This is a genomic window from Roseateles sp. DAIF2 (assembly GCF_015624425.1).
Lineage (GTDB): Bacteria > Pseudomonadota > Gammaproteobacteria > Burkholderiales > Burkholderiaceae_C > Kinneretia.
Genome location: NZ_CP049919.1, coordinates 2,484,645 through 2,501,220, shown reverse-complemented (window position 1 = coordinate 2,501,220; position 16,576 = coordinate 2,484,645). Strand labels below are relative to the sequence as shown.

The following is a 16,576-nucleotide window of genomic DNA, read 5'->3' as shown; positions in this document are numbered from 1 at the left end:
GCCCGGATGTTATTCGATTCCACCGTACGTAAAGAGCTGGCCCGCAGCTTCGGCGTGACCCTCGTGGTCATCCTGACCATCGTGCTGACGATGATGCTGATCCGCACGCTCGGCCAGGCCGCCGGCGGGCGCGTCGCGCCGCAGGATGTGCTGCTGCTGATGGGCTATGCCGGCCTCGGCCATCTGCCGACGATGCTGAGCCTGTCGATGTTCGTCGCCGTCGTCGCCACCCTGGGCCGCATGTACCGCGAGTCCGAGATGACGATCTGGTTCGCCAGCGGCGTCGGCCTGTCGCGCTTCGTCAAGCCGGTGCTGCGCACCGCCTGGCCGGTGCTGCTGGTGATCGTGCTGCTGGTGCTCTTCGTCTGGCCCTGGGGCAACCGCAACAGCGCACAGTTGCGGGAGCATTACGAGAAGCGCTCCGACCTGTCGCGCGTCGCGCCGGGCCAGTTCCAGAGCTCGCGCGACGGCAACCGCGTCTTCTTCATCGACCGCGGCAGCGATGCCGACGACGGCGGCCGCACCGGCCGCAATGTCTTCATCCTGACCAAGGCCGAGCACAGCGAGTCGGTCACCACCGCCCACAAGGGACGCATCGAGATGGAGGGCGACGACCGCTACCTCGTGCTCGAGCAGGGCCAGCGCAACGAGATGGACAGCAACAGCGGCAGCAAGACCCTGGCGCGCTTCGAGCGCTACCGGCTGCTGACCGACGCCCAGGTGATGCGCTCGGTCGACGCGCTGCCGCCCAAGGCGATGGACAGCCTGGACCTGGTGCGCAACCCGAATCCGCGCTACCAGGGCGAGCTGACCTGGCGCGTCGGCCTGGCGCTGGGCGCGGTCAATTTGGTGCTGCTGGGCGTGGGCATGTCGGCCTCCAACCCGCGCCGGCCCAACAACTGGAACCTGCTGTTCGCCCTGCTGAGCTTCGTGGTGTATTTCAACCTGATCAATCTGTCCCAGTCCTGGGTGGCGGCCGGCCGCATGAGCATGGCCGGCGCGCTGGCCACCGTGCATGGCGGCGCGCTGGCGATCGCGCTGGGCCTGCTGGCGCTGCGCGACCAGGGCAACCGCCTGTCGCTGCGCCTGAAGGGCGGTGCCGCATGAGGACCGTGCGCCGCCTGCTCTACCGCGACGTGGCCGGCTCGGTGCTGTTCGTCGCGCTGGCCTTCCTGTCGCTGTTCTACTTCATCGACTTCGTCGACGACCTGGACGACCTGGGCCGCAAGGGCCTGGGCGCCGGCAAGGCCGCCTGGCTGGCCCTGCTGGAGCAGCCCGGGCATTTCTACGAGCTGTTCCCGATCGCGGTGCTGATCGGCAGCATCTACTCGCTGGCGCGCATGGCCCAGTCCAGCGAGTTCACGATCCTGCGCACCGGCGGCCTCGGCCCCGGCCGCGCGCTGACCCTGCTGACCAGCCTGGCGCTGGGCTTCGCCGCGCTGACCTTCGTGGTCGGCGACTATGTGGCGCCGGCCTTCGAGCGCCATGCCGAGCTGGAGCGCGCGCGCCTGACCGGCGGCCTGGCGCGCGGCGCCAACGGCGCCTGGCTGAAGGACAAGCAGTTGGTCGACGGCCAGGAGCGCAGCTATTCGGTCAACGCCGGCCGCGCACGCGCGCCGGGCGAACTGGAGCAGGTGCGCATCTTCGAGTTCGACGCCCAGGGCGCGCTGATCTCGCGCACCGAGGCCGCCCGCGCCAGCGTCGACACGCAGGGCCTGTGGCGCCTGAGCGATGTGCTGCGCACGCGCTGGCAGGCCGCGCCGGCCGAGCAACCCGGCGTGCAGGAGGAAAAGCTCGACACGCTGGACTGGCGCAGCGGCCTGACGATCAGCGTGATCAGCGCCGCGCTGCTGCCGGCCAAGACCATGTCCACCGTCGAGCTCTACCGCTACACCCGCCATCTCTCGGCGCAGGAGCAGTCGGCCCAGCAGCACGACATCCAGTTCTGGCGCAAGGCCTTCTACCCCTTCGCCTGCCTGGTGATGGTGGCGCTGGCCCTGCCCTTCGCCTATCTGCATGGCCGCGCCGGCGGCATCAGCCTGAAGGTCTTCGGCGGCATCATGCTGGGCATCAGCTTCGTGCTGCTGAACAACCTGGCCGGTCACCTGGGCCTGCTGAAGGGCTGGACGCCCTGGGCCGTCGCCGCGACGCCCAGCCTGATCTACATGGGCATCTCGCTGGCCGCCTTCGGCTGGCTGGTGCGCTACCGCTAGATGGACGGCCTGCTGCTCTTCGCCCATGGCGCACGCGACCCGGCCTGGGCCCGGCCCTTCGAGGCGATCGCGGCGCGCATCCGCGCGGCGCGGCCGGCGCTGCCGCTGGCCCTGGCCTATCTGGAGCTGATGCAGCCCGACATCGAGAGCGCCGCCGCGCAGTTGGTCGAGGCCGGCTGCAGCCGCATCCATATCGTGCCGATGTTCCTCGGCGCCAGCGGCCATGTGCGGCGCGACGTGCCGCCGCTGGTCGAGCGCCTGCGCGCGCGCCATGGCCTCGAATGGCAGCTGCATCCCGCCATCGGCGAACAGGCCGCCGTGATCCAGGCCATGGCCGACACCAGCCTCCAATTCCTTTCGATGCCCCACGCATGAACCTGCACCAATTCCGCTTCGTCCAGGAGGCGGCGCGCCGCAACCTGAACCTCACCGAAACCGCCAAGGCGCTGTTCACCTCGCAGCCCGGCGTCTCCAAGGCCATCCTGGAGCTGGAGGAGGAGCTGGGCGTCGACATCTTCTCGCGCCATGGCAAGCGCCTGCGCCGCATCACCGAGCCGGGCCAGCAGGTGCTGAAGTCGATCGAGATCATCATGCGCGAGGTCGGCAACCTCAAGCGCATCGGCGAGGAATACTCGAAGCAGGACGCCGGCACCTTGTCGATCGCCACCACCCACACCCAGGCGCGCTATGTGCTGCCCGGGCCGGTGGCGCAGCTGCGCCGGCAGTTCCCGCAGGTGCATGTCAGCCTGCACCAGGGCAACCCGGAGCAGGTCGCGCGCATGCTGCTGGACGAAAGCGCCGACGTGGGCCTGGCGACCGAGTCGCTGTCCGACCACCCGGACCTGGTCACCCTGCCCTGCTACGAATGGCAGCATGTGCTGGTCGTGCCGGCCGACCATCCGCTGGCCCTGGTCGAGCGCATCACGCTCGAGCAGCTGGCCGAGGAGCCGCTGGTCTCCTACCACCCCAGCTTCACCGGCCGCACCCGCATCGACCGCGCCTTCGCCGCGCGCCAGCTGCACCCGCGCATCGTGCTGGAGGCGATCGACTCCGACGTCATCAAGACCTATGTGAAGCTGGGCATGGGCGTCGGCATCGTCGCCGAGATGGCGGTGCGCGAGGACGCGCCCGGCGGCGAGCTGGTGTCGCGCCCGCTGGGCCATCTGTTCGGCCAGAACGTCGCGCGCATCGCCTTCAAGCGCGGTGCCTATCTGCGCAACTATGTCTACGCCTTCGCCGAGCTGCTCTCGGACCGGCTCAACAAGAACCTGCTGGAGCGCGCGATGACCGGCGACGCCAGCGACTACAAGCTCTGACAAGCACGATGCATCTGAACAGCCGCCTGCCCCATGTGGGCACCACCATCTTCAGCACCATGTCCGCGCTGGCCCAGACCCATGGCGCGGTGAACCTCGGCCAGGGCTTCCCCGATTTCGACTGCGATCCGCGCCTGGTCGAGGCGGTCCATCGCGCGATGGCCGGCGGGCTGAACCAGTATCCGCTGATGACCGGCGTGCCGGCGCTGCGCCAGGCCGTGGCGGCGAAGATCGAGAGCCAGTACGGCCATACCTACGACCCCGAGCGCGAGATCACGATCACCGCCGGCGCCACCCAGGCCATCTTCACCACCCTGCTGGCCATCGTGCATCCGGGCGACGAAGTGATCGTGCTGGAACCCTGCTACGACAGCTACGCGCCCAATATCGAGCTGGCCGGCGGCCGCATCGTGCGCGTGCCGCTGACGCCCGGCAGCTACCGCCCCGACTTCGCGCTGATCCGCGCCGCCCTGAGCCCGCGCACCCGCGCCATCATCATCAACACCCCGCACAACCCCAGCGCCACCGTCTGGAGCGCGGCCGAGATGCGCGAGCTGGCCGCGCTGCTGGAGGGCACCGAGGTGCTGGTGATCAGCGACGAGGTCTACGAGCACATGGTGTTCGACGGCCAGCCGCACCAGAGCGTCGCGCGCTTCCCGGCGCTGGCCGCGCGCAGCTTCATCGTCTCCAGCTTCGGCAAGACCTATCACGTCACCGGCTGGAAGGTCGGCTATGTGGCCGCACCGGCGGCGCTGAGCGCCGAGTTCCGCAAGGTGCACCAGTTCAATGTCTTCACGGTCAACACGCCGGCCCAGCATGGGCTGGCCGCTTACCTGGCCGACCCGGCGCCCTATCTGGAGCTGCCGGCCTTCTACCAGGCCAAGCGCGACCTGTTCCGCGCCGGCCTGGCCGCGACACGCTTCAAGCTGCTGCCGGCCGAGGGCAGCTACTTCCAATGCGTGGACTACAGCGCCTACCGCGAGCGCTGCGGCGATCTGGGCGACGCGGCCTTCTGCGAATGGCTGACGCGCGAGATCGGCGTCGCGGCGATTCCGGTCTCGGCCTTCTACGCCACGGGCAGCGACGCGCCGATCATCCGCTTCTGCTTCGCCAAGAAGGACGAGACCCTGCGCCTGGCGCTGGACAAGCTCAGCCGCCTTTGAGCGGCGGCGCCGCGTCGGCGGCTTCTGCGCCGACCTCGTCCAGCGAGATGTCGACCTCGATCGCATGCGAGCGCGCCACGGCCGCACCGGCCGGCGCCTGCCAGACCATGGTCGCCATCATGCCGGCCGCCGGCGTGTCCAGCGGCAGGAACAGGTCGATCTCGCTGCCCCGAACTTCCTGCTCGGAGAGGTCGCGCGCCACGCTGTAGAGCAGCAGCAGATCGCGGCAGACGGCAAGGCCCAGCCCCATGCCGGCCGGCCCGGTCAGCAGGCTCTGCAGCATCGCCATGCTGGCCGCCGGATCGCGCCAGCGCCCCTGCAGCTTGCCCAGCACCGCCGCCTGGTCTTCCAGGCCAGCAGCCGCATCACCCTCGGGCGCGGCCGCGCCAAAATGCTGCGCATAGTCGGCCGCCAGCGCCTCGAAGGCCGGCTGCTCGCCGCGGCGTCGATGGATCTCCAGCAGCTGCAGATAGGGCAGGCTCGCGCCATTGCCCAGATGCGCGCGCAGCAACTCGATCGCGGCCTCGTCCTGACCCAGCACCTGGAAGAAGTCCACCTGCTGTTCGAGATCAATCAGGGTCTCGACCGTCACCGCCGGCACCGCGGCGCTCGGCGGCGCTGCCGGCGCGTCGGCCAGCTGGAAGCTCAGCGGCTCCAGCTCCACCGGCGCCGTCGCCACGCTCAGCACCGGCTCGGCCAGGGCCGGCACCGGCAGGGTCTGTTCATCTGGGCGCGCCCAGACGGCGGGTTCGGGGATCGGCTCGGGTTCGAGCGGCCGTGCCGGCGCGGCAGGTGGCTCGGGCGGCAGCGGCGCCGGCGACCGGGCCACCACGGCCTCGGCCTGCAGCGAGTCCAGCTGCGACAACTGCGATTCGCGCCGCGCGGTCTTCACATCATCCCACCAGGCCGATTCATGCATGCGGCGATCGGCCTGCCGGCCGCGCCACAGCCACAGGCAGGCGCCGCCAAGCGCCAGGGTCAGCAGCCCCAGGCCATACACCAGCGGGTTGGCATAACGCGCCGATTCGGCCTGCGCGAGCCGGGCCTGCAGGGCCGCCAGGCGTTCGTCCGCACCGCGCTGCTGGGCCTGCATGTCCTTCAGGCTCTGCTCGAGCTTGGCCAGGCGCTGGCGAGATTCATCCTCGGGCGCCGACGAGGCCGCGCTCGGCGCGGAGGCCGGCGCTGCGGCCTCGACCAGCACCTCGGGCGGGTCCATCTGCAGGCGCGGCTTTTCGGCGGTCTTGGTCGCTGCTGGCTTGGCAGCGGTTTCGCTCACCTGGGCCGACTTCTTCGCCGGTTTGGCCGCGGCCTGCTGGCTGCTCGTCTTGTCGCCGCTCGCCTCGGCGGCCGGTGCTACGGCCTTCTTGCGCTCGGCACGCGGCGGGCGCGGCCGGGCCGGCGGCTCGGCGGCGGCCACCGTCGCCGGCATCAGCGCGGCGACCTCGGGCGCCGAGGCCGCGCGGGCGCTCAGCAGAGCATTCGGTTTGGCATCGGCGGTCGACAGCGCGGCCTGCAGGGCCGGCGAATACTGCTGCACCCGCGGCGCCTCGGCGACCGGCGGCGCGGTCTGCACCGCGTGATTCGGCGGGTCGATGAAGGCGGTGAACTGGCGCACCAGGCGCACCGGGCAACCGAGGCTCAGGCTGACGGTGACCAGCGGCTCGTCCACCTGCACCAGGCTCTGCACGCGCACCGCGCGCACATGAGTCTCGCCCTCGCCTTCCAGCTGCAGCTGCACCAGGGTCGGCGGCAGGCGCGAATCGCCGGCCAGCACCTCGGCACGCACGCATTCCGGGCCTAGGCGTTCGCCGGACGCGAGCTGCACGGGGAACACCAGGCTCAGCGGCTGGCCCAGCGCCGACAGGGTCTGCGGCCGGCCGACGCCGATCGCATGGGCACTGGAAAGCCCCATGGCGGCCATGGCAAGGATCAGGGCGTTCGGAACGCGGGGATTGCGGGGCATCAACCGTGCGCCGTTGTTGTTTGCGGGCACTCTAGCATGGCAACAGGCTGTAAGGACCGCTTGAAAAGCGCCCGCGGGGCCGGGTGTTTCCTAGTTCCGACACCCACCCCCACGCCGCGAAGGCCAAGCCGACTCATGGACAATGGGTCGGCAGGTGGCTTCCCTGCTTGTCACTTCAGCGACGCAGCATGAATAGCACGGTTCTTACAATTCCCGAACGCAGCAATATCGAGTCGGGGTCGTGGTTCTCCAAACTGTCTCTGCCCTTGCGCAGCGACATCCTCGCGCGCGCCTTTGTCCGCCGCCTGGGCGACGGCGCCCTGATGTCCTGCCGCGGCGAACCGGCCGAGGAATGGATCGGCGTCGCCAAGGGTGCGGTGCGGGTCAGCTCGGTCTCGCTGTCGGGCAAGCAGATCACCCTCACCTATGTCGAGCCCGGCACCTGGTTCGGCGATATCGCGCTGTTCGACGGCCTGCCTCGCACCCACGATGCCACCGCCCATGGCGAGACCACCCTGCTGGTGGTGCGCAAGCCCGATTTCAAGGAGCTGCTGTCTCGCCACAGCGAGCTCTACGAGGCCCTGCTGCGCCTGAACTGCCGGCGCCTGCGCCTGATGTTCGACACCGTCGAGGACCTGAACACCCGCCCGCTGGCCGCGCGCCTGGCCAAGCAGATCCTGCTGCTGGCGCGCGCCTACGGCGTCGCGCAGGGCGAGGAGATCCGCATCGGTCTGCAGCTCGCGCAGGAGGACCTGGCCCAGCTGCTGGGCGCCTCGCGCCAGCGCGTCAACCAGGAGCTGAAGGGCTTCGAGCGCGACGGCGCGGTGCGCGTCGAGCCGACCCGGCTGGTGGTGCTGAGCAAGGACAAGCTGATGGCCATCGCGACGCGTTAGCGCGGCGCGCCATGGGCCGCCACGATAACCAAGGAGACCCATGGAAGACGATTTCACCGGAACCCGCGCCCCGTCGCAGCCGCTCGACACCGCCGCCCTCGCCGACTGGCTGGCCGCCGCGGTGCCAGGTTTTGCCGGCCCGCTGAGCGTCGAGCAGTTCAAGGGCGGGCAGTCCAATCCCACCTACCGGCTGCGCACGCCCGGCGCCAGCTATGTGATGCGCAGCAAGCCCGGCCCGGTCGCCAAGCTGTTGCCCTCGGCCCATGCGATCGAGCGCGAGTTCAAGGTGATGCGGGCGCTGGCCGGCAGCGCGGTGCCGGTGCCCCGGATGCTGGCGCTGTGCGAGGACGAGTCGGTGATCGGCCGCGCCTTCTACCTGATGGAGCATGTCGAGGGTCGGGTCTTGTGGGACCAGAGCCTGCCCGGCATGAACCCGGCCGAGCGCGGCGCGCTCTACGACGAGATGAACCGCGTGATCGCGGCCCTGCACCAGGTCGACTTCGCGGCCCTGGGCCTGGCCGACTACGGCAAGCCGGGCAATTATTTCGAGCGCCAGATCGGCCGCTGGAGCAAGCAGTACCTCGCCTCGGCGACCCAGCCCATCGAGGCGATGGACCGGCTGATCGACTGGCTGCCGGCGCATGTCCCGCCGTCCGCGCGCGACGAGTCCGAGGTGGCCATCGTGCATGGCGACTTCCGGCTCGACAACCTGATGTTCCATCCCAGCGAGCCGCGCGTGCTGGCGGTGCTGGACTGGGAGCTGTCGACCCTGGGCCATCCGCTGGCCGATTTCAGCTACCACTGCATGTCCTGGCATATCCGCACCTCGGGCGCGGCGCGCGGCCTGGGCGGCCATGACCTGGCCGCGCTGGGCATTCCGGACGAGCTGGCCTATGTGCGGCGCTACTGCGAGCGCACCGGTCGCGCCGATGTCGACGCGGTGATGCGCGACTGGAACTTCTACCTGGCCTACAACCTGTTCCGCATCGCCGCGATCCTGCAGGGCATCGCCAAGCGCGTCGAGGCCGGCACCGCCGCCAGCGAGCGCGCCCGCGAGGCCGGCGCCGGGGCGAGGCCGATGGCGGAGCTGGGCTGGTCCTTTGCACAAAAAGCCAGCCGCTAAAGCCCGTCCGTTTTCCCAAGCGAAGCCCGAGGACCCGGCTTTGCCGGTCCTGCGGACTTGCCCCTTGAGGGGGCGGCCGCAGGCCGTAGGGGGTGGGTGGTTCAGTGCGGTGGCTGGCTCTGCCAGGCCACCGAGGTCGTCGTCGGCCAGGGGCCGCCGTCGGCCAGCCGCAGGTTGACGCGCTGGGCCTCGCGGCAGGCGGTCTCGAGCAGCTTCACCAGGTTCTGGATCTCGGGCAGGGTCGGCTCGGCCATCGCGACGCGCAGATAGACATTGCCGCGCAGCACCATCAGCACGAAGGGCCGCTCCTCGGGCAGCAGGTCCTGGCTGGCCTGGATCAGCAGCTCGCTCAGGCCCGCCTCGAGCCAGGCCGAGACCACCTCCTGGTTGACGCCCAAGGCGCCGAAGCGCTCCTTGACCAGGCGGTGCGGATAGTTCTTCAGCTTGGCGAACATCACCAGCCAGCGCATCTCCTCCGGCGTGTCGGTGTCGACGCGGGTCTTCAGCGTGTCGGTGTAGGCCTCGAAGACGGCCTTCTCGAGCCGCTCCATCAGCGCGCGCGCCAGCACCATCATCTGCAGGTCGGAGTTGAAGCCCATCTCGCAGCGCATGCGCAGCTCATGGCCTTCGATATAGCTGCGCTGCGAGGGCGCCCATTCGATGCGCAGCGCACCGAGCGCGCCGCGCGGCTGCTCGATCTGGAAACCGCGCGCGTCGCGCGTCTGGCGGAAGGCACCACCACGCTGGTTGGCCCAGTCGGCCACGGCCTTCCAACGCGCGGCGTTCGCACGGGCCACAAACCAGCGTTTGACTTGCTTAATTAACATGAGCTAGGACAATGGATCGGCGCAGCCTGGAGAAAGAACAATGATCGAAGTTTATTCATGGCCCACCCCGAACGGGCACAAGGTTCACATCATGTTGGAAGAATGTGACCTCCCTTATAAGGTGATCCCCGTGGACATCGGCACGGGCGCGCAATTCGAGCCGCATTTCCTGTCCATCAGCCCGAACAACAAGATTCCCGCCATCGTCGATCCCCAGGGTCCGGACGGCAAACCGATCTCGCTGTTCGAGTCGGGCGCGATTCTGCTCTATCTGGCGGGCAAGACCGGCAAGCTGCTGCCAACTGATACCGCCGGCAAGTACCAGGTGCTGCAATGGCTGATGTTCCAGATGGGCGGCGTCGGCCCGATGCTGGGCCAGACCCATCACTTCCGCATCTACGCGCCCGAGAAGATCGAGTACGCGATCAACCGCTACACCAACGAGGCCAAGCGCCTGTACGGCGTGATCAACAAGCGACTGGCCGCCAGCAAATACCTGGGCGGCCCCGAGCTGTCGATCGCCGACATCGCCACCTTCCCCTGGCTGCGCTCCTGGAAGAACCAGGGCATCGAGCTGTCCGACTATCCGCATCTGAAGGGCTGGTTCGACGAGATCGCGGCACGCCCGGCGGTGCAGCGCGGCGTCGAGGTGCTGGCCCAGCAGCGCAAGCCGCTGGTCAGCGACCAGGCGCGCGAGATGCTGTTCGGCGCGACCCAGTACAAGCGCCATTGAGCCCCCGGCCCGAGATGACGACATCCATCGAGAAACAGAGCGGCAAAGCCGGCGCGCGCCTGGCGGTGCTGACCAGCGGCGGCGATGCGCCGGGCATGAATGCGGCACTGCGCGCGGTGGTGCGCGTCGGCGCGGCGCGCGGCTTCGAGGTCTTCGGCGTGCAGCATGGCTTCAGCGGCCTGATCGCCGGCGAGCTGCGGCCGCTGGGGCCGCGCGATGTCGGCGGCATCATCGAGCGCGGCGGCACGCTGCTGGGCAGCGCCCGCTGCGCCGCGCTGAAGACCGAGGCCGGCCAGCTGGAGGCGCTGGCGCAGCTGCAGCGGCGCGGCATCGAACACCTGGTGGTGATCGGCGGCAACGGCTCGCAGACCGGCGCCTGGGCGCTGGCGCGCCGCGGCCTGGCGGTTGCCGGCGTCGCCTCGACGATCGACAACGACCTGCCCGGCAGCGACATCACGATCGGCTGCACCACCGCGGTGGACGTGGCCTTGGAATCGGTGGACCGGCTGCGCACCACCGCCTCGTCCCAGGGCCGCGTGTTCCTGGTCGAGGTGATGGGGCGCGACTGCGGCTACCTGGCCCTGCAGGTCGGCATCGCCAGCGGCGCCGAGCTGATCGTCACGCCCGAGGCGTCGCTGTCCGCCGAGGCGGTCGCAGCCGGCATCCGCGAGGCCTATGGCCGCGGCAAGAGCCACGCGATCATCGTCGTCGCCGAGGGCGCGTCGCTCGACGCGGAGGCGCTGGCCAAACGCCTGGCCGAGCTGCAGCAGTTGCAGCCGCAGACGCCGCTGGGCTTCGAGCTGCGCGTGTGCCGGCTCGGCCATGTGCAGCGCGGCGGCGCGCCCGGCGCGGTGGACCGGCTGCTGGGCACGCGCCTGGGCGCGGCGGCGGTGGACTGCCTGGCCGAAGGCGTCGGCGGCATGCTGCTGGGCCAGATCGGCGGCCGGCTCGCGCGCACGCCGCTGGCCGAGGTGGCCGGCAGCACCAAGGCGCCGGACCCGGCCCTGCTGGAGCTGGCCCGCACCCTGGCGCTCTGACGCGATCTACAGCCCCAGCTCGCTGAGCCCGGGGTGATCGTCCGGCCGGCGGCCGAGCGGCCAGTGGAACTTGCGCTCGTCCGCGCGGATCGGCACGTCGTTGATGCTGGCATGGCGGCGGGTCATCAGGCCCTCCGCATTGAACTCCCAGTTCTCGTTGCCATGGCTGCGGAACCAATGGCCCGAGTCGTCGTGCCACTCGTAGACGAAGCGCACCGCGATGCGCGCGCCCGCATGGGCCCAGATCTCCTTGATCAGCCGGTAGTCGAGCTCGCGTGCCCATTTGCGCTCCAGCAGCGCCTGGGCCTGGGCGCGGCCCTGCAGAAACTCGGCGCGGTTGCGCCAGCGCGTGTCCTCGCTGTAGGCCAGCACCACCCGCGCCGGATCGCGCGAGTTCCAGGCGTCCTCGGCCAGCCGCACCTTCTGGATCGCGGTCTCGAGGCTGAACGGGGGCAGCGGGGGTCGGGTCGTTGGCATCGTCATCGTCGGTCCTTTCTTTCGCTTCGTCTTGCTGAACGGGTGGATTCAATGTAGACAAGTCTGTCTACATGCGTTGCATATTATTCAAAGTAGACAGACTTGTCTACAATGAGCTCATGCTGCTCTTCCCCCTCCCCGCCGACCTGAGCGAGCGCCCGGCGCGCGACCGCATCCTGCTGACCGCCCACGAGCTCTTCTACCGCGAGGGCATCCGCGCCACCGGCGTCGACCGCGTGATCGCCGAATCGGGCGTCGCCAAGCTGACCTTCTACCGGCATTTCCCGAGCAAGCAGGAGCTGGTGATCGCCTACCTGGAGCTGCGCCACCAGGCCTGGATGGACTGGTTCCGCGCCGCGCTGGCCCGCCATCGGGCCGGCTCCGCGCGCCGCCCGCGCCAGCAGATCGGCAGACAGCTGGCCGCGGCGCTGGCGGAATGGTTCGGCGACCCGGCCTACCGCGGCTGCGCCTTTATCAACGCGATGGTCGAACTCGGCGGCAGCGAGCCCGAGGTGCGGCGCATCGCCCTGTCCCACAAGCAGGCGATGGCCGAGGCGATCGGCGAGCAATTGCTGCAGCCTGCAGCCACGTCCCTCGCGAGCGCATTGGGCCTGCTGGTCGACGGTGCGATCCTGCGCGCACAGCTGAACGGCGATGCGCAGCAGGCGCTCGGTGATCTGGAGCGGCTGGCGGAGGCGGCGGTCGAGCCACATGTGGCGGCGGCCACGCTGCCGGCTGCAAAGAGCACTGGCAGGGTACGCAAGGCCAGATGATGAAAAAGCGGACCAGCGGCCGGCGGCAGTCAGCTTGCTTGTCAGCAAGCTGCCTGTAGCTGAGCCGCTGGTCGCCGCAGACCGGCACCACCACTTCTCAAGTCACAGATCAGGGATTGGTCGGTCACAACAGCGGCGGCGCCGGAACCCCTAGTTGAAAAAGAAGAACTCGTCAGTTGGTCATTCAGTCAGTCAGTTCGTCACGGGACGGGCCAAGCCAAGACTTGACCCCTGACAAGAGCAGCAAGCAGCGTGCCTGCGGGCCAACTCAGTAGCCACGCCCAGGTGGCAGGCAACGATGCGAGTTACCGCGGCGCAAAAGCTACCGTAGAAGTTGCAGCATGCTGCCGACTGTTCGTCTTGATCGTGAAGATAGGGGACCGGTTGGCCCACCCCAGCACAGATCGGCGCTGGCGCCCCTCCCTACCAGCAAAGAGCATCCCCTCGACGAGCGATGACGCCGAAGAGCGAAACCTCCAGCCAGAGTTTCAGCCTCGACAGGTGGCCCACCTATGAGAACAAGCGCTTGACCTTGGCCAAAAGCCCCGGTGGCGGTGGCGGCATCCAGCCCGGACGCAGGAAGTCGTATTCCACATCGTAGGCATCCAGCGGTTGGATAGGCATCAACGGCATGGGAACCAGCGGGTTTTGAATCTGCACTTCAATACCCCGGTACCAGCACAGCTTTGCGTGGATGACCGCAAAGCCCGCCAAGAACTGGCCTTCAAGTTCATGGGCAGACTTGATCTTGGCCTGGCCTTCAATCATGGCCTGCAAGCCCACCTTGTCTTGCTTGAGCAGCAACGAAAAGAAGTCTTGCCCGGCCTGCGCAAGCGCTTTGTCGCGGTTGCCGCCTTTCTTGGCGACAAGAGCGATGGCTTCGCGCAGCGCCTCGTCATCGCGCTGCATCGCGAGTTGGAATTGGTGAAACAGGAAGTGCGCCCCCTTGACATAGTCTTTGTCCTTGAGCTCGACATGAGCCAGCCAGTCGTAGATCTCCGGGCTGTCCGAGAGCAGGCCATAGAGGAAAGGAGCGTAGTCGGCAAATACATCGCCGCTTGGTTTCGCCTCTTGTTGGCTGGCCACAAAGAGCTTGCAGGCGACGTAGAAATTCTGCTTCATACCCCGCAATTCGCCCTCTATAAAAATGCACTCCAAGCCACGATCCACTGAAAGGGGCGCAATATTTGGAAGAACAGATTCTCGATCTAAGCTGTAGTACTTATTCAAATATAGATTCACACGATCTTCAGTGAGTTGCTCCCAAGCCTCGACCGCTCGCTTCAGATGTTCCTCGCGTGTTTCCATGCTTTCGCGCACAACTTCACCTTCGCAACTAGCTCCCTAAAAAGCGCTCTCTCGCTCGACTCTCAGCCTACTAAACGATTTCTGCCTTGGTCGTTTTTTATGACTAACAGCTCTCACCATTAAGCCCCACTCCATAAATACCACACCAAGCAAGGTCACCGGCCTTCTCTCATTTTCCGTGGCAACCTACATTCCTTGTAATACTCAGAATCCCAGAATTCCTCGTCACTCATTCCACCGTACATTGCATGCACGAGTTCGTAGTATGGCCTAGTGATTTCTGGAAATGACAGGACATCCCCAAACACTCTTGGGTTGACATAACGAAGCAACGGAAATGGTTCCTCCAGTTCTTTCGCAATGCACAACATCAATAGGGGTTGAAGGTGATCCAACTCACTATCGGCGACCTCCTGCTCGTAGGATCCGCTGACACTTTCACTGAATTTGATCATCGCATTGCGAAGCTCCAACGCGACGCGGGCCAACTCATCGTGATCTAGCTTAAACGGTGTAGCCATCACTATCCTCCAATTTTAATTTTTGTGATTTTTGGTTCCGTCCACTGACTTCGATCTGGCACTAACGTTTGCGTCGCATTCCCCACAACTACGGGTCCATTTTTATTGGTTGCCGTCGCTACATTCGATTGATAGATCGTGGGCGTAGCCTTTGGCTGCGGTTGCATCTCATACACCTTGAAGCCCGCACCCTGACTCCCCGCAGGCAATCCCAATATATCGTTAGCTAGTGCTGGATTTTGCTGAATTCTCTGTAGCTGAGCAGAATCAACAAAATATGGAGAATCCGACCTTGGGCCATAAGCACTCTTCTCAGGAACAAGTTTATATAGCTTCATTTCCGCGTTGGCTTGCATTGGAACTGGCACTGATCGACCTGAGTTTATCAATTCGTCGGCCTTCTTTTCTGCCCCAGCACCAAACATCGCTTCCAAGTCCTTGATCAATTGATTCTTGATGCTTGCAGGAACTTGATCCGTAGAAAGCCCATGTGCGCTGCCCCCGAGGATTCGTAGCAGGCCGTTCTAGAGTCCGATCAACCCGAGATGGAGATCGGACCGATGAAGAAGCGATACACCGAGGAACAGATCATTGGCTTCCTGCGTGAGGCCGATGCCGGGCTGCCGGTCAAGGAGTTGTGCAGGAAGCATGGCTTCAGCGAGCCAAGCTACTACGCCTGGAAGGCCAAGTTCGGCGGCATGAACGTGTCGGACGCACAGAGGCTGAAGACGCTGGAGGCCGAGAACACGAAGCTCAAGAAGCTGCTGGCCAACTCGATGCTTGAGATCGACGCGATGCGCGAGGTTCTCAAGGGAAAGTGATGGCCGTGGCGGCGCGGCGCGAGGTCGTGCGGCAGTTGCAGGACAGGGGCTTGAGCGAACGCCGAGCCCTCGGGCTGGTGGGCATGAGCGCCAGCACCCTGCGCTACCGCCCTCGCGACGACGGCAACGGCCGGCTGCGTGAGCGATTGACGGAGCTCGCCGGCCAGCACCGCCGTCACGGCTACCGGATGCTGCACAGCCGGCTGCAGCTCGAAGGTTGGACGATCAACGTCAAGCGGACGTACCGGGTCTACCGCGAGGAAGGGCTGATGGTGCGCAAGCGCCGGCGCAAGAAGCTGCCGGTGCCTGAGCGGCAGCTGTTGGTGCGCCCGATGCAACCCGATGAGGTGTGGAGCATGGACTTCGTGTTCGACGAGCTGGCAAACGGCAGACGAATCAAGACGCTGACGGTCGTGGACGACTGCAGCAAGGAGGCGGTGCGGATCGCTGTGGATACGTCGATCCCAGCGCTGTACGTCACGCGGGTGCTCGACCAGGTCAAGGCCGAGCGGGGCTTGCCCAAGGTGATCCGCACAGACAACGGCCCGGAGTTCGCCGGCCGGACGATGCAGTGCTGGGCCGCCCGCAACGGCGTTGAACTGCGCTTCATCCAGCCAGGCAAGCCGGTGCAGAACGCCTACATCGAAAGCTTCAACAGCCGCTTCCGCGACGAGTGCCTGTCGCAGCACTGGTTCGCCAGCCTGAGCCACATGCGCAGCGTCATCGACAACTGGCGCGAGGACTACAACCACCACCGGCCGCACAGCACCCTTGGCTACGTGCCGCCGGCCGTGTTCGCCGCACGGTGCCGCCAGCATGCGGGCGGCACCGCGCCAAACCCCGCATCACCAACTACGATGCAAACCCCAGGGCTCTAGATCGAAGTGCTACGAAACCTGGGGCAGCGCACTGCACCTTGACGTCGAAGCCGCCATCGCCTGCGCGTATGGCGGATTGCTCGCCCACGCTCAGGTAGTCGCTGTCGATCTTGGTCTTGCCCGCGTTCAGGCTGCCACCGGGCGAGGGGCCGAAGGTCACGCTGCCGCCCACCTGCGGGCTTTTCTCGCGATACTGGTTCTTGTCCTGCAGGCTTTCGATGTTGAGGTTGCCCCCCCACGCTGGCCGTGACCTGATCGCCCTTGACCACGCCGCCCTTGATCGTGGTGTCGCCGCCGCTGTCGATCGTGACCTGGCTGCCGCTGATGTGGCTGTTGCTGTAGCTCGTGCCGTTGCCCGCGCCCTGCCCCTTGCCCACGCTGGCGCTCACCGTCACGCCGGCCTGCAGCCCGCCTGCACCCAGGTTGATGCCCGCCCCGATGCCACCGCCGCTGTTCTTGGAGCTATTGGATTCGGTGGTGTTGTTCTCGGCCGCCAGGAACTTGATCTGGTCATCGGCCTAGACGGTGCT

The 16,576-nt window shown here is 66.9% G+C and carries 18 protein-coding genes; 11 read left to right on the top strand and 7 right to left on the bottom strand.

Features of this window, described 5'->3' with window-relative positions; all coding sequences use genetic code 11:
• The first annotated feature begins 6 nt into the window (after positions 1–6).
• The 5 genes from lptF to G8A07_RS11510 are packed head-to-tail and all read left to right on the top strand — an operon-like array spanning position 7 to position 4,692.
• The gene (gene lptF / locus G8A07_RS11530; RefSeq protein ID WP_195797125.1) at positions 7–1,107 is read left to right on the top strand and encodes an LPS export ABC transporter permease LptF; all 1,101 of its coding nucleotides are present in this window, start codon (positions 7–9) and stop codon (positions 1,105–1,107) included.
• Positions 1,104–2,213: an LPS export ABC transporter permease LptG gene (gene lptG / locus G8A07_RS11525; protein WP_195797124.1), complete on the top strand. Its 1,110-nt coding sequence runs from the start codon at positions 1,104–1,106 to the stop codon at positions 2,211–2,213. The genes lptF and lptG overlap by 4 nt, the downstream gene beginning before the upstream one ends.
• Positions 2,214–2,588, top strand: coding sequence for a sirohydrochlorin chelatase (locus G8A07_RS11520; protein ID WP_195797123.1), 375 nt, complete (start codon positions 2,214–2,216; stop codon positions 2,586–2,588). It abuts the gene before it with no gap.
• On the top strand, positions 2,585–3,529 hold the full coding sequence (locus G8A07_RS11515) for a CysB family HTH-type transcriptional regulator (RefSeq protein ID WP_195797122.1): 945 nt from the start codon (positions 2,585–2,587) through the stop codon (positions 3,527–3,529). Before G8A07_RS11520 ends, G8A07_RS11515 begins: the two co-directional genes overlap by 4 nt.
• Positions 3,530–3,537: 8 nt before the next feature.
• Complete coding sequence (locus tag G8A07_RS11510; RefSeq protein WP_195797121.1) at positions 3,538–4,692, top strand: pyridoxal phosphate-dependent aminotransferase; 1,155 nt, start codon at positions 3,538–3,540, stop codon at positions 4,690–4,692.
• Here G8A07_RS11510 and G8A07_RS11505 read toward each other — a convergent pair.
• Complete coding sequence (locus G8A07_RS11505; protein WP_195797120.1) at positions 4,679–6,604, bottom strand: ATP-binding protein; 1,926 nt, start codon at positions 6,602–6,604, stop codon at positions 4,679–4,681. The genes G8A07_RS11510 and G8A07_RS11505 overlap by 14 nt on opposite strands.
• A gap of 239 nt (positions 6,605–6,843) precedes the next feature.
• Here G8A07_RS11505 and G8A07_RS11500 point away from each other — a divergent pair, with 239 nt between their 5' ends.
• Entirely contained in the window at positions 6,844–7,548 is a 705-nt protein-coding gene (locus G8A07_RS11500) for a Crp/Fnr family transcriptional regulator (RefSeq protein WP_195797119.1), read from the top strand.
• A 40-nt stretch (positions 7,549–7,588) separates the two neighbouring features.
• Entirely contained in the window at positions 7,589–8,671 is a 1,083-nt protein-coding gene (locus G8A07_RS11495; RefSeq protein WP_195797118.1) for a phosphotransferase, read from the top strand.
• Positions 8,672–8,772: 101 nt separating this feature from the next.
• Here the strand turns inward: G8A07_RS11495 and G8A07_RS11490 are convergent, their stop codons facing one another.
• Complete coding sequence (locus tag G8A07_RS11490; protein WP_195797117.1) at positions 8,773–9,468, bottom strand: hypothetical protein; 696 nt, start codon at positions 9,466–9,468, stop codon at positions 8,773–8,775.
• 70 nt (positions 9,469–9,538) lie between these two features.
• On the opposite strand from G8A07_RS11490, the gene G8A07_RS11485 reads away from it, so the two are divergent.
• Together G8A07_RS11485 and G8A07_RS11480 are read left to right on the top strand one after the other, a co-directional pair.
• Positions 9,539–10,231, top strand: a complete 693-nt coding sequence (locus tag G8A07_RS11485; protein WP_195797116.1) for a glutathione binding-like protein — start codon at positions 9,539–9,541, stop codon at positions 10,229–10,231.
• Between the two features lie 14 nt (positions 10,232–10,245).
• Positions 10,246–11,268, top strand: a complete 1,023-nt coding sequence (locus G8A07_RS11480; protein WP_195797115.1) for an ATP-dependent 6-phosphofructokinase — start codon at positions 10,246–10,248, stop codon at positions 11,266–11,268.
• A 6-nt stretch (positions 11,269–11,274) separates the two neighbouring features.
• On the opposite strand, the gene G8A07_RS11475 is transcribed toward G8A07_RS11480, so the two are convergent.
• On the bottom strand, positions 11,275–11,751 hold the full coding sequence (locus tag G8A07_RS11475) for a nuclear transport factor 2 family protein (RefSeq protein ID WP_249937307.1): 477 nt from the start codon (positions 11,749–11,751) through the stop codon (positions 11,275–11,277).
• Positions 11,752–11,864: 113 nt separating this feature from the next.
• On the opposite strand from G8A07_RS11475, the gene G8A07_RS11470 reads away from it, so the two are divergent.
• Positions 11,865–12,518, top strand: a complete 654-nt coding sequence (locus G8A07_RS11470) for a TetR/AcrR family transcriptional regulator (protein WP_195797114.1) — start codon at positions 11,865–11,867, stop codon at positions 12,516–12,518.
• A 510-nt stretch (positions 12,519–13,028) separates the two neighbouring features.
• Here the strand turns inward: G8A07_RS11470 and G8A07_RS11465 are convergent.
• From G8A07_RS11465 to G8A07_RS11455, 3 genes are all read right to left on the bottom strand, one after another.
• Complete coding sequence (locus G8A07_RS11465; protein ID WP_195797113.1) at positions 13,029–13,826, bottom strand: hypothetical protein; 798 nt, start codon at positions 13,824–13,826, stop codon at positions 13,029–13,031.
• Positions 13,827–13,981: 155 nt separating this feature from the next.
• Entirely contained in the window at positions 13,982–14,347 is a 366-nt protein-coding gene (locus G8A07_RS11460; protein WP_195797112.1) for a hypothetical protein, read from the bottom strand.
• 2 nt (positions 14,348–14,349) lie between these two features.
• Complete coding sequence (locus tag G8A07_RS11455; protein WP_195797111.1) at positions 14,350–14,793, bottom strand: hypothetical protein; 444 nt, start codon at positions 14,791–14,793, stop codon at positions 14,350–14,352.
• A gap of 114 nt (positions 14,794–14,907) precedes the next feature.
• On the opposite strand from G8A07_RS11455, the gene G8A07_RS11450 reads away from it, so the two are divergent.
• A protein-coding gene (locus G8A07_RS11450) for an IS3 family transposase (protein ID WP_371816442.1) occupies positions 14,908–16,046 on the top strand; the annotation gives its coding sequence in 2 pieces (ribosomal slippage) (positions 14,908–15,154 and positions 15,154–16,046; 1,140 coding nt in all).
• Here the strand turns inward: G8A07_RS11450 and G8A07_RS28275 are convergent.
• Positions 16,043–16,552, bottom strand: coding sequence for a hemagglutinin repeat-containing protein (locus tag G8A07_RS28275; protein WP_195797724.1), 510 nt, complete (start codon positions 16,550–16,552; stop codon positions 16,043–16,045). The genes G8A07_RS11450 and G8A07_RS28275 overlap by 4 nt on opposite strands.
• Between the last annotated feature and the right edge of the window lie 24 nt (positions 16,553–16,576).

Coding starts and splice junctions, on each gene's coding strand:
- lptF (WP_195797125.1), top strand. CDS start 7: ATGTTATTCGATTCCACCGTACGTAAAGAGCTGGCCCGCAGCTTCGGC.
- lptG (WP_195797124.1), top strand. CDS start 1,104: ATGAGGACCGTGCGCCGCCTGCTCTACCGCGACGTGGCCGGCTCGGTG.
- G8A07_RS11520 (WP_195797123.1), top strand. CDS start 2,214: ATGGACGGCCTGCTGCTCTTCGCCCATGGCGCACGCGACCCGGCCTGG.
- G8A07_RS11515 (WP_195797122.1), top strand. CDS start 2,585: ATGAACCTGCACCAATTCCGCTTCGTCCAGGAGGCGGCGCGCCGCAAC.
- G8A07_RS11510 (WP_195797121.1), top strand. CDS start 3,538: ATGCATCTGAACAGCCGCCTGCCCCATGTGGGCACCACCATCTTCAGC.
- G8A07_RS11505 (WP_195797120.1), bottom strand. CDS start 6,604: ATGGGGCTTTCCAGTGCCCATGCGATCGGCGTCGGCCGGCCGCAGACC.
- G8A07_RS11500 (WP_195797119.1), top strand. CDS start 6,844: ATGAATAGCACGGTTCTTACAATTCCCGAACGCAGCAATATCGAGTCG.
- G8A07_RS11495 (WP_195797118.1), top strand. CDS start 7,589: ATGGAAGACGATTTCACCGGAACCCGCGCCCCGTCGCAGCCGCTCGAC.
- G8A07_RS11485 (WP_195797116.1), top strand. CDS start 9,539: ATGATCGAAGTTTATTCATGGCCCACCCCGAACGGGCACAAGGTTCAC.
- G8A07_RS11480 (WP_195797115.1), top strand. CDS start 10,246: ATGACGACATCCATCGAGAAACAGAGCGGCAAAGCCGGCGCGCGCCTG.
- G8A07_RS11475 (WP_249937307.1), bottom strand. CDS start 11,751: ATGACGATGCCAACGACCCGACCCCCGCTGCCCCCGTTCAGCCTCGAG.
- G8A07_RS11470 (WP_195797114.1), top strand. CDS start 11,865: ATGCTGCTCTTCCCCCTCCCCGCCGACCTGAGCGAGCGCCCGGCGCGC.
- G8A07_RS11465 (WP_195797113.1), bottom strand. CDS start 13,826: ATGGAAACACGCGAGGAACATCTGAAGCGAGCGGTCGAGGCTTGGGAG.
- G8A07_RS11460 (WP_195797112.1), bottom strand. CDS start 14,347: ATGGCTACACCGTTTAAGCTAGATCACGATGAGTTGGCCCGCGTCGCG.